The organism is Metabacillus sp. GQ13, assembly GCF_059758525.1.
Genome location: NZ_JCAXET010000052.1, coordinates 1 through 348, shown reverse-complemented (window position 1 = coordinate 348; position 348 = coordinate 1). Strand labels below are relative to the sequence as shown.

Annotated in this window: 1 protein-coding gene; it reads left to right on the top strand. The window is 36.5% G+C overall.

Going from position 1 to position 348, the window contains the following annotated elements; genetic code table 11:
• A partial coding sequence (locus AC6CHR_RS25100; RefSeq protein WP_498251905.1) for a transposase occupies window positions 1-348 on the top strand: 348 nt, incomplete at both ends.

The window sequence follows — 348 nt, the reverse complement described above, 5'->3', positions numbered from 1 at the left end:
TGTTACGAAAGAACCTTTAGATATTTTACCAAATCGATATAAAAACACAATTAAACAGTATTTACTAAGACATGGTGAAAAGGTTCAGGTTGTTGTCATGGATATGAGTCCATCTTTCAAAGCAGCCGTTCAATCATCACTTGGAAAACCGGTTATTGTGGCCGATCGCTTTCATTTCTGTCGTTATATCTATTGGGGACTTGACGGAGTTAGAAGAAGAGTGCAACAAACCTTTCATTCGTATGACCGTAAAAAGTGTAAGCGAATGAAGCATGTTTTTCATAAAGCAAGTCATCGTTTAACGGATAAAGATCGATGGTATCTAGAACGGTATTTAGAAATGTCAGA